9 protein-coding genes, 1 tRNA gene and 1 pseudogene are annotated in these 11,273 nt (G+C 71.9%); 7 read left to right on the forward strand and 4 right to left on the reverse strand.

Annotation, left to right across the window (positions count from 1 at the left end):
* Window positions 1–7 precede the first annotated feature (7 nt).
* Entirely contained in the window at window positions 8–1,459 is a 1,452-nt protein-coding gene (locus tag AC2CHE_RS09800; RefSeq protein ID WP_484504581.1) for an MFS transporter, read from the reverse strand.
* Window positions 1,456–1,692 carry a hypothetical protein gene (locus tag AC2CHE_RS09805; protein WP_484504591.1) on the reverse strand — a complete coding sequence of 79 codons (237 nt, stop codon included), beginning with the start codon at window positions 1,690–1,692 and terminating at the stop codon, window positions 1,456–1,458. The genes AC2CHE_RS09800 and AC2CHE_RS09805 overlap by 4 nt, the downstream gene beginning before the upstream one ends.
* A 146-nt stretch (window positions 1,693–1,838) precedes the next feature.
* Between AC2CHE_RS09805 and AC2CHE_RS09810 the strand changes: the two genes are divergently transcribed.
* Window positions 1,839–2,999 carry a geranylgeranyl reductase family protein gene (locus tag AC2CHE_RS09810; protein ID WP_484504582.1) on the forward strand — a complete coding sequence of 387 codons (1,161 nt, stop codon included), beginning with the start codon at window positions 1,839–1,841 and terminating at the stop codon, window positions 2,997–2,999.
* A 153-nt stretch (window positions 3,000–3,152) separates the two neighbouring features.
* A complete protein-coding gene (locus AC2CHE_RS09815; protein ID WP_484504583.1) occupies window positions 3,153–4,055 on the forward strand; it encodes an SDR family oxidoreductase in 903 nt (300 codons plus the stop codon).
* 54 nt (window positions 4,056–4,109) lie between these two features.
* Here AC2CHE_RS09815 and AC2CHE_RS09820 read toward each other — a convergent pair whose 3' ends face one another.
* A complete protein-coding gene (locus AC2CHE_RS09820) occupies window positions 4,110–4,781 on the reverse strand; it encodes a nucleotidyl transferase AbiEii/AbiGii toxin family protein (RefSeq protein WP_484504584.1) in 672 nt (223 codons plus the stop codon).
* Complete coding sequence (locus AC2CHE_RS09825) at window positions 4,778–5,119, reverse strand: hypothetical protein (protein ID WP_484504585.1); 342 nt, start codon at window positions 5,117–5,119, stop codon at window positions 4,778–4,780. The genes AC2CHE_RS09820 and AC2CHE_RS09825 overlap by 4 nt, the downstream gene beginning before the upstream one ends.
* Window positions 5,120–5,687: 568 nt before the next feature.
* On the opposite strand from AC2CHE_RS09825, the pseudogene fdh reads away from it, so the two are divergent.
* The 5 genes and pseudogenes from fdh to AC2CHE_RS09850 all read left to right on the forward strand — a co-directional run.
* Window positions 5,688–8,901: pseudogene (gene fdh / locus AC2CHE_RS09830) on the forward strand (formate dehydrogenase); the annotation flags it as partial.
* A gap of 78 nt (window positions 8,902–8,979) precedes the next feature.
* Window positions 8,980–9,960, forward strand: a complete 981-nt coding sequence (locus tag AC2CHE_RS09835) for a 4Fe-4S dicluster domain-containing protein (protein ID WP_484504586.1) — start codon at window positions 8,980–8,982, stop codon at window positions 9,958–9,960.
* Window positions 9,961–9,977: 17 nt separating this feature from the next.
* Window positions 9,978–10,976, forward strand: coding sequence for an NrfD/PsrC family molybdoenzyme membrane anchor subunit (nrfD, locus tag AC2CHE_RS09840; protein ID WP_484504587.1), 999 nt, complete (start codon window positions 9,978–9,980; stop codon window positions 10,974–10,976).
* A gap of 55 nt (window positions 10,977–11,031) precedes the next feature.
* Window positions 11,032–11,127, forward strand: a tRNA-Sec gene (locus AC2CHE_RS09845).
* 53 nt (window positions 11,128–11,180) lie between these two features.
* The coding region (locus AC2CHE_RS09850; RefSeq protein ID WP_484504592.1) for a hypothetical protein at window positions 11,181–11,273 on the forward strand (93 nt) is incomplete at its 3' end.

Genomic DNA, 11,273 nt, shown 5'->3' on the forward strand with positions numbered 1-11,273 from the left:
CCGGTGCTCAGTGACCTACCGGCCGGCCCCGCTCGCGGGGCCGGCCGCGGCGGTGGTTTCCGACGATGTCGACGGCGGCCGCCACCAGGGCCAGCGCGATGATCGCGGCCGAGGTGAGCAGCGACCGTTCGAACGCCCTCGACCAGGCGTCCGCGCCGTCGGCCGCGGAGAAGAAGACCGCGCCGACGACCGCGATGCCGGCGGCCGAACCGATCCGCTGGCCGGTCTGCAACATCCCGGCGCCGCTGCCGGCCTGCGAAACCGGCACCTGCGTCAGGGTCAGCGTCTGGTTGGGTGCGATCACCAGGCCGCTGCCGATGCCGGCGACCAGCAACGGCAGCGCGGTCACCCAGGGCACGGGGGCTCGTGGTGCCAGCTCGATGGCCAGCGCGGCGAGACCGAGACCGGTCACCACGCCGACCAGCCCGACGGCGACCAGGGGGCGGCCGTACCGGTTGACCAGCCGTCCGCCGACGGCGGACGCGACGGCCGAACCGAGCGCGAACGGGGTGATCGCCGCGCCGGCGACCAGGGCGCTGTAGCCCCGCCCGTTCTGCAGATACAGGGTGAAGATGAAGAAGATCGCGGTGAACCCGCCGAAGTAGAGCAGCGCGATCGTCGAGCCGAGGGCGTACGACCGGTGCCCGAACAGGCGGACGTCGAACAGTGGCGGGCCGTGCCGGGCGTAGCGGCGCTCCCAGGCGACGAAGCCGGCGAGGATGGCCAGGCCGACGGGCAGCAGCAACCACTTCGTCGCGCCGGGCCACTGTTCGCGCTGCACCAGCGGCAGCAGCACGAGGGTCACGCCGACGCCGAGCAGCAGCACGCCGACCGGGTCGAACCGGCGTTGCGCACCGCGTGGGGTGACCCGGCCGGGCAGCAACCGCCAGCCGAGCAGCACCGCGACGATCCCCACCGGCACGTTGACGAAGAAGACCCACCGCCAGCCGTGTTCCGGGCCGCCAGCGGCGATCAGCAGACCGCCGAGCAGCGGACCGACCGCGGCGGAGATGCCGATGGTGGCGCCGAGCCAGCCGAAGGGTCGGCCCCGCTCGGGTCCGGCGAACAGCTGCTGGATCAGGCCGGTCACCTGCGGGTTCACCACCCCGGCGGCGGCGCCCTGGAGGAGTCGGGCGGCGATCAACCAGCCGGGGGACTGGGCCAGCCCGGCCAGCGCGCTGGTCAGCGTGAACAGGGCGATGCCGAAGACGAACGCGTTGCGTCGCCCGCGCACGTCACCGAAGCGTCCCGCCGGCACCAGGACCAGCCCGAAACTCAGCGCGTACCCGGACAGCACCCATTGCAGGTCACTCGGATCGGCCCGCAGGGAACGCTCCAGGGACGGCAGGGCGACGTTGACGATGCTGATGTCGAGCAGCGTCATGAACGCCGCGACAAGTCCCACCCCGAGGGCCCGCCAGCGTCGCCGCTCGTCGGCGGTGCCGGCGCCGCCCGTCACGCCAACTGCTGGGCGCAGAAGCGGGGTCCGAAGTCGAGCCCGGCCATCGGCGAATCCTCCCGGTGCAGCAGGTTCTTCTCGGTCAGCAGGTGCAGCGGGGTCTGTAGTTGCTCCTCGGACAGGCCACACTCCTGGGCGATCATGTCCGGGTACGGGACCTGGCCCCGGGCCTCCAGGGCCGCCACCGCGTCGTAAACCCGCGCCTCGTCCTCCGACAGCCGCACCTCTTGCATGGTGTCCTCCTCGCGCCTGGTCCGCCTGCGGCAGGCGGTCTGCGGCCGGCGGTTACCCGGCGCGCCGGAGAAGATGCCCGCGTCGGCAGCCTCGGCCCGGCCGACCATTGCCGCCGTCCACGCCGTGGCTGATCTACCCTGCATCAGTGAGCGTCTGGGAACTCGTGGTGATCGGTGGTGGCCCCGCCGGGCTCTCCGCCGCAGCCGCCGCCGCCCGCCGAGGGGTACGCACGCTGGTCGTCGAGCGTGCCGCGCATCCGCGCTACAAGACCTGCGGCGGTGGTCTGATCGGCACCTCGCTGGCCGCGCTGGCGGGGCGGATCGAGGTACCTGCCCACGACACCGTGGACCGGGTCACCTTCACCCTCGACGGGCGAGGCGGGTTCACCCGCCGGCATGGCGCCGGGCCGCTGGTGTGCATGGTGCGCCGGGAGGAGTTCGACGACCGGCTCCGCGCTGTCGCGGTGGCCGCCGGGGCCGAGGTCCGCGAGCGGGCGAAGGTCCGGTCGGTGGAGCAGGACCACGATGTCGTACGCCTGCGACTGGCTGACGGCGAGCAGCTACTGGCCCGCACGGTCGTGGGTGCGGACGGCTCGTCCGGGGTCAGCGGCCGGCACGTGGGGGTGCGTCACCGCCAGGTGGATCTGGGGCTGGAGCTGGAACTGCCGGTGCCGCCGTCCGAGCAGGCCCGGTGGCGGAGCCGGGTGCTGCTCGACTGGGGGCCGCTGCCCGGCTCGTACGCCTGGGTGTTCCCGAAGGGAGACCGGCTCACCGTCGGCGTGATCGCCGGCCGGGGGGAGGGGGAGCGGACCCGGGATTACCTACGGCGGTTCGTCGATCGTCTCGGGTTGGCCCACGTCTCACCGATCCACGACTCGGGTCACCTGACTCGCTGTCGGGCCGACGACTCGCCGCTGCGGCGAGGGCGGGTGCTGGTGGTCGGCGACGCCGCCGGCCTGCTGGAGCCCTGGACCCGGGAGGGGATCAGCTATGCGCTGCGCTCCGGCGAGCTGGCCGGGGCGGCGGTGGCCGATGGCGACCTCGCCGGCTACGAACGGTCGGTGACCGAGCGTCTCGTCCCGGGCATGCGGGCCGGGCAGCGGCTGCTCGACGTCTTCTCCCGGCGACCGGCGCTCTGCCACAGGCTGCTTGCCACGCCGCCGGGCTGGCGTGCGTTCACCCGGTTCTGCCTGGGGCGGGCCGAGTTCGACGAGTTGGTCGGACGGGTACCGGTCCGGGCCGCGCTGGCACTGGCGGATCGCCTGCCCGCCCCGAGACGCCGCATAGCCGCACGACTGTCCGACTGACACCCGAACTGCCCGGTTCGCGAGCAGCCATCCAGGATCCTAGGATGCCATACGGATGGTGACGCCCCCGGCGGGGCCGGGCGTTTCCGACAACTTCGCCCGGGTAGGGGCTTGCGGGAGCGCAACCCCACGATCCCGGGCGAGGAGACCTCCGTGAGCGAGACGCCGTACACCCCGCAGGACCCGACCGAGCAGTACGGCCAGCAGTCCGGTCAGCCGAATCAGCAACAGAGCCCGCCCGGTCGTACCGGCGAGATGACGCCGAAGCCGGACCACGGCGAGGACTCTTACCGGGGCACCGGCAAGCTCGACGGCAAGAAGGCGGTGATCACCGGCGGCGACTCGGGTATCGGCCGCGCGATCGCCATCGCGTACGCCCGGGAGGGCGCCGACGTGTTGATCTCCTACCTCGGTGCGGAGGAGGACGCGGACGCCCGGGAGACCGTACGGCTCGTCGAGGCCGCCGGTCGCAAGGGGGTCGCGATCCGGGGTGACATCGCCGACGAGCGCAACTGTGCGGCGTTGATCGAGCGGGCGGTGCGTGACCTGGGCGGCATCGACATCCTGGTGAACAACGCGGCGTACCAGATGGCGCAGGACAAGGGCATCGTCGGCATCAGCACCGAGCAGTTCGACCGGGTGTTCAAGACAAATCTGTACGCGATGTTCTGGCTGTGCAAGGCGGCGCTGCCACATCTGGGCGAGGGCTCCACGATCATCAACACGTCCTCGATCCAGGCGTTCGACCCGTCGCCGCAGTTGCTCGACTACGCCACCACCAAGGCGGGAATCGCGAACTTCACCAAGGCCCTCGCCGCCGACCTGGTCGACCGGGGCATCCGGGTCAACGCGGTGGCGCCGGGTCCGATCTGGACGCCGCTGATCCCGGCGACCATGCCCGAGGGGAAGGTCGAGCAGTTCGGCACCGACACCCCGGTCGGTCGGCCTGGTCAGCCCGCGGAGCTGGCGCCCGCGTACGTCTTCTTCGCCTCACCGGAGTCGAGCTTCATCACCGGTGAGATCCTGGGTGTCACCGGTGGCCGCTTCACCAAGTGATGTCCCCGTCGAGCTGGTGCCTGCGCCGGCTCGGTGCGGGGCGGCGGGGCCGGGTCAGCGGGGCCAGGCCGCCAGGTGCCGCCGGACCTGAGCGACGTCGGCGGGGCCGAGGCCGTAGCGGGTGAACCGGGCGTCCGGAATCCGGTCGAGGTAGTGACCGGCCGCCCGTACGTCGTCGTCATCGAGGGCGGGATCGAGCTGGCGGGCGAGTTCCAGCAGTTCCGCCACGGACCGGTGTTCCAGGGCGGAGGCCACGTCGATGTAGTCGCGTACCTCGCGGCGGTTGACCAGGGCAGCGGTCTTGTTGGCGATGAGGTCCCGCACGTCCATGACCGGACCGAGGTCCATCACCACCGGACTGCGGTGTCGGTCGAGGCGGGCCAGGCTGAGGCGGATGCGCCGGTCGTGCCGGGCGACGACGAAGTCCCGCAGATCCCGGTCCAAGCCGTCGAACAGGTCACCGAGATCGCTGTCCGGATCGGCGTCGGCCACCTCGAACCCGGCGCGTTCCAGCGCTGCCCGGACGTCCGCCGCTGCCGCGGCGGCGGCGCCCTCCACGTCGGCGAAGAGGTCCACGTCCTCGGTGGGGCGGGTGACCAGTCCGTGCGCGGCCCAGGCCACCCCGCCACCGAGTACGAAGCGGTGCGGCCCGGCGACGGTCAACGCGACCCGGGCGACCTCGCGGTAGAACTCGTGTGGGTGTGCGTCGGGAACTGCTCCGGTCACGCCGACCGAAGGCCCTGGTGTCGGCTTTCCCACGCCAGCCGTACGCCCCGGGGCAGGTTGAGCAGCTGCCACACCCGGCGAAGCGTCCGCCCGTCGACGAGCCGGCGCAGGTCGTCGACGCTCGTGGTCTCCCGCAGCACGTTCTCGTACAGCCAGAGCAACTGGTCGGGGTCGGCAAGGTCGAACGCGCGGTCGGCGCACCACATCAGTCGTACCGGCAGTTCCACCACCCCTCGGGTGGGCCCGCGCAGCTCGGCGAGGGTCCGGGCCACCACGGCGGGACGACCGGGCCGGGTCAGGTGTGCCACACCGGTCGTGGTCGGGGAGGCCGCCTGCATCCTGTCAGGGTAACCCCAGACCAGCCCGGCCCACCCCCACGACCCACCCCAACCCCCCACTCCCACCCGGATCTACCCGTTGATCATGAGGTTAGCGGCGTTCTCGATCTCCAAAACTGCCGCTAACCTCATGATCAACGTACGCGGCCCTGGCCTGGACATGCCCCTGACCGAAGCCGCGCGCCCGAACACTCCATCCACCGGGGGGGGACAAGAAGCGCTGGCCGGCACCCAGCCCAGGGCGCTGGCCAGCGGACTTTCGCAGGCAGTCAGCACCCGGCGCAACTGTGCCGGCGGTCACGACAGGGGTAGGAAGAAAGAGAGGGGGTAACCCGTTGACTCGGGTGTCGGTGTGTCCAGTGTCCCCGGGCCTCACCTAAATTGCCTTCGCGGAATACCGTTCGGCTGGAGCCGCGTCGCGCCACTCGCCGAGAGGCGACCTGCACACCGGCACCTTCGTCGCCCCCGGCCCGACTTCGGGCCGGGGGCGACGTCGTGATGTTGTCCCGGGCAGGCGGGTCGCCGATCCGGGCGCGCTGTCCTAAGGTCGAGACCGGAGGTGTCGAACGTGGGACTGCGGGACAGGTTGCTGGGCTGGCCGGTCTACCGGCAGCTCACCGGCACCGACCCGCTGGGCCGGGGCGCTGCGGTGTGCTCGACCCGCAGTGCCGAGTTGACCGCCCGCACGCAGGACGCCGACCGGGTCGCCCGTTCCGTCTGTCCGTACTGTGCTGTCGGCTGCGGGCAGCGAGTCTTCGTCACCGACGACCAGGTCACGCAGATCGAGGGTGACCCGGACAGCCCCATCTCCCGGGGCCGGCTCTGCCCCAAGGGCGCCGCCAGCCGGAGCCTGGTCACCAGCCCGCTGCGTCAGACCACGGTGCGCTACCGGCGGCCGTACGGCACCGAGTGGGAGGACCTGGATCTCGGCACCGCGCTCGACATGATCGCCGACCGGGTGCTCGCGGCCCGGGCCGAGACGTGGGAGGACGTCGACGCCGAGGGCCGGCCGCTGAACCGCACGCTGGGAATCGCCAGTCTGGGCGGGGCAACCCTCGACAACGAGGAGAACTACCTCATCAAGAAGCTGTTCACCGCGATGGGGGCGCTTCAGATCGAGAACCAGGCCCGTATTTGACACTCCGCCACCGTCCCCGGTCTGGGGGCCAGCTTCGGTCGCGGTGGCGCGACGGACTTTCAGCAGGACGTGGCGAACGCCGACGTCATCATCATCCAGGGTTCCAATATGGCCGAGGCCCATCCGGTGGGCTTCCAGTGGGTGATGGAGGCGAAACGGCGCGGGGCCAAGGTCTTCCACGTCGACCCGCGGTTCACCCGCACCAGCGCGGTCGCCGACGCGTACCTGCCGATTCGGGCGGGCACCGACATCGCGTTGCTCGGCGCTGTGGTGAACCACATCCTCAGCAACGAGTTGGATTTCCGGGAGTACGTGCTGGCGTACACCAACGCCGCGACGATCGTCAGTGACGATTTCGTCGACGCCGAGGACGCCGACGGGCTCTTCTCCGGCTTCGACCCGGCGGGCGCCAGCTACGTTCAGGACAGCTGGCAGTACGCGGGCCACGAGCGGGACTCCGGCAGCGGGCACGCTGCGCGGGAGCGGGAGACCGCGGCGGGTATGCGCCACGAGTCGCACGGTGCTTCGGTGTCCCGGCAGGTCCAGCGGGACGAGACGCTGCAACATCCGCGCTGCGTGTACCAGATCCTCAAGCGGCACTTCGCCCGCTACACCCCGGAGATGGTGGAACGGGTCTGCGGCGTACCCCGGGAGAAGTTCCTGGAATTGGCCCGCGCCTGGACGGAGAACTCCGGGCGGGAGCGCACCGGCTGCCTGATCTACTCGGTCGGCTGGACGCAGCACACGGTCGGCGTGCAGTACATCCGCACCGGAGCGATCATCCAACTGCTGCTGGGCAACGTGGGTCGGCCCGGTGGCGGGGTGATGGCGCTGCGCGGGCACGCCAGCATCCAGGGTTCCACCGACATCCCGACCCTGTTCAATCTGCTGCCGGGCTATCTGCCGATGCCGCACCACGCCCAGCACCCGGATTTCGACGCCTGGACGGACAGCATCCGGCATCCGGCTCAGAAGGGTTTCTGGGGCGGTGCCCGCGCCTACGCCGCCAGCCTGCTCAAGGCTTACTGGGGGGACGCGGCCACGCCGGAGAACGACTTCTGTTACGACCGGCTACCCCGGTTGACCGGCGATCACGGCACCTATCAGCAGGTACTCAACATGATCGACGGCAAGGTCAAGGGGTACTTCCTGCTCGGCCAGAATCCGGCGGTCGGTTCGGCACACGGCCGCGCCCAGCGGTTGGGCATGGCCAACCTCGACTGGCTGGTCGTACGCGACCTGTTCATGATCGAGAGCGCGACGTTCTGGCAGCGTGGTCCCGAGGTCGCCACCGGTGAGATAGTGCCGGAGCAGTGCGCCACCGAGGTTTTCTTCCTGCCGGCCGCCTCGCATGTGGAGAAGGAGGGCACGTTCACCCAGACCCAGCGGCTGCTGCAGTGGCGGGAGAAGGCCGTCGATCCGCCCGGTGATGCCCGCTCCGAGCTGTGGTTCTTCTACCACCTGGGGCGCCGGATCCGGGAGAAGCTGGCCGGCTCGGCCCTGCCGCGCGACCGCGCCCTGCTCGACCTGACCTGGGACTATCCCACGCACGGCCGGCTCGCCGAGCCGGACGCCGAGGCGGTGCTGCGGGAGATCAACGGATACGAGACGGTCGGCGGCCGTCCGTTGTCGACGTTCACGCAGGCCCGGGACGACGGTACGACCGCGATCGGCTGCTGGATCTACACCGGCGTGTACGCCGACGGAGTGAACCAGGCGGCCCGGCGTCGGCCCGGACACGAGCAGGACTGGGTGGCCGCCGAGTGGGGTTGGGCATGGCCGGCGAACCGGCGGCTGCTCTACAACCGGGCTTCCGCCGACCCGCAGGGCCGCCCGTGGAGCGAGCGGAAGCGGTACGTGTGGTGGGACGCCGACGCCGGCCGGTGGACCGGCCGCGACGTGCCCGACTTCGAGGTGACGAAACCGCCGTCGTACCGGCCGCCGGAGGGTGCCACGGGGCCGGCGGCGCTGGCCGGTGACGATCCGTTCATCATGCAGTCCGACGGGAAGGGTTGGCTGTACGCGCCCAGCGGGGTGCTGGACGGGCCGCTGCCGACGCATTACGAGCCGGCCGAGTCGCCGGTCCGTAATCCGCTCTACGGCCAGCAGGCCAATCCGACCCGCAAGCGGTACGACCATCCGGTGAACTCGACGAACCCGAGCCCGCCGCAGCAGCACGACGAGGTTTTTCCGTACGTGTTCACGGTCAGCCGGCTCACCGAGCATCACACCGCGGGCGGGATGAGCCGGACCGTCGCGCCGTTGGCGGAACTGCAACCGGAGATGTTCGTGGAGGTATCGCCGGAGCTGGCGGCGCTGGCCGGGCTGACCCATCTCGGGTGGGCGCACCTGGTCACCGCCCGCGCGGCGATCGAGGCTCGGGTGCTGGTCACTGACCGGCTGGTGCCGCTGGCGGTGGACGGCCGGGTGATCCACCAGCTGTGGCTGCCGTACCACTTCGGCTACGAGGGACTGGTCACCGGGGACTCGGCCAACGACCTGTTCGGCATCACCCTGGACCCGAACGTCCTGATTCAGGAAAGCAAGATCGGCACCTGTGACGTGCGGCCGGGGCGTCGGCCCGCCGGGACGGCGCTGCGGGAACTGGTGCAGGATTACCGCAGCAGGGCTGGCATCGTGCCGGGTGCCCTGCCGCCGGCGGTCACCCCCGGGGTGCCGGCCGAGCCGCCCGGATCCACCGGCGACGAGGAGGGGACCGCTGATGGCCGACCCGGGTGACCGGGCCACCACACCCACGTCGTCGGTGCCGGCTGATCCGGCGGCCGCGGCCGGCTGGGTCGACGCGCCGCCGAGGATGGGCTTCTTCACCGACACCAGCGTCTGCATCGGCTGCAAGGCGTGCGAGGTGGCCTGCAAGGAATGGAACGGGGTACCCACCGCCGGGCTGGACCTGCTCGGCATGTCCTACGACAACACCGGCGCGTTGACCGCCAACTCGTGGCGGCACGTCGCCTTCGTGGAACAGCCCCGGCCCGCCGGCCACGGCACCGCGTCGTTGGCCGGGAGCCCGACCGGCGACCCGGCCAGCCCGGACTCCGCGGCCCGGAGGACCGAGTTCCTCGGCATGCCGGCGGCCGGGCCACCCGGACGCACGGGCAGCGCCGAGGGACGCAGCGACTTCCGCTGGCTGATGATGTCGGACGTGTGCAAGCACTGCACCCGGGCCGGTTGCCTCGACGTCTGCCCGACCGGGGCGCTGTTCCGCACCGAGTTCGGCACCGTGGTGGTGCAGGAGGACATCTGCAACGGATGCGGCTACTGCGTGTCGGCCTGCCCGTACGGAGTGATCGACCGGCGGGTGGACGACGGTCGGGTGTGGAAGTGCACGCTCTGCTACGACCGGATCGGCGCGGGTCTGACCCCGGCCTGCGCGCAGGCCTGCCCGACTGAGTCCATCCAGTACGGTCCCCTCGACGAGCTGCGGGAGCGGGCCGCCGAGCGGGTTGCCACGTTGCGGCAACGGGGGGAGTCACAGGCGCGGCTCTACGGCCATGACCCGGACGACGGCGTCGGCGGCGACGGCGCGTTCTTTCTGCTGCTCGACGAGCCGGAGGTGTACGGCCTGCCGCCGGATCCGCAGGTCACCACCCGGGACCTGCCGGCGATGTGGCGTCGGGCGGGGCTGGCCGCGCTGGCCATGACGGCGGTAGCCTTCGGCGCGTTCCTCGGCGGTCGGCGGTGAACCCGGACCGACCGGCCGTGGGTGAACGGTTCCGCCGCTTCCGCTCCGGCCGGCGGGGTGGTGAGGAACTGGCCGTGCCGCCGGCGGAGTTCACCTCCTACTACGGTCGGCCGATCCTGAAGCCGCCGGTGTGGACGTGGGAGATCGCCGCGTACCTGTTCACCGGGGGGCTGGCCGCCGGTTCGTCGCTGCTCGCGGCCGGTGGACAGCTCACCGGCCGCGTCGAGGTGCGCCGCGCCGGCCGGATCGCCGCGCTGGCGGCGGTCACCGCCAGCGCCGGCCTGCTGGTCAAGGACCTGGGCCGACCGGAACGGTTCCACCACATGCTGCGGGTGGCCAAGCCGACCTCACCGATGTCCGTGGGCACCTGGATCCTCGCCGGGTACGGTCCGGCCGCCGGGCTTGCCGCGGTCGCCGAGATGGCGCCGCTGCTGCCCGCGCGGGGTGCACTCGGACTGGCCCGTCGGGCGTTGCCACCGGTGGGGCGGGCCGCCGGGCTGGCCGCTGCGGTGGCCGCGCCGGCCCTGGGCACGTACACGGCGGTGCTGCTGGCCGACACGGCCGTGCCGTCCTGGCACGAGGCGTACGCCGATCTGCCGCTCGTCTTCGCGGGTAGCGCGCTGGCCAGCGGTGCGGGGGTGGGTCTGCTCGCCGTGCCGCCGGCCCAGGCGGGCCCGGCGCGGCGGTTGGCGGTGGCCGGCGCCGGACTGGAACTGTTCGGCGTGCACCGGGTGGAGACCCGTCTCGGCCTGCTGGGTGAGCCCTACCGGACGGGGCTGCCCGGCCGGCTGCTGCGCGCCGGGCGGGCACTGAACGTCGCCGGGGTGGCCGGGGCGATGCTGGGCCGGCGTAGCCGACTGGTCTCGGCGGTCTCCGGTGCCGCGTTGCTGGCCGCCTCGGTGGCCACCCGCTTCGGTGTGTTCCACGCTGGTGTCGCCTCGGCCCGTGATCCGAAGTACACGGTGCTGCCGCAGCGGGTCCGGCTCGATCGGCGGGCGGCCGATCCCGGTCGGTGACCGTGGTGTCGACTCGGCCGCACACCCGTCGCCGAGCTGTGATCCAATGGCCGGTGGAGGCGTTCAGGCGGCTGGTGCCCCTCCCGGTCTTCAAAACCGGTGTGGTCCGGGATCCGGGCCAGGCGGGTTCGATTCCCGTCCGTCTCCGCCAGGCTGCGAGGAGATGAACCGATGAGTGACGGCGGCGCCGACCCGCGGCGCCGGATGCCGCGTACCGACGTGTTGCTGGCCGAGCCGTCGCTGGCCGCGGCCGCCGCCGCGGTCGGCCGCGACCGGGTGCGCAGCGCGGTGCGGCAG

The sequence above is a fragment of the Micromonospora sp. ATLC16 genome (genome assembly GCF_057196645.1).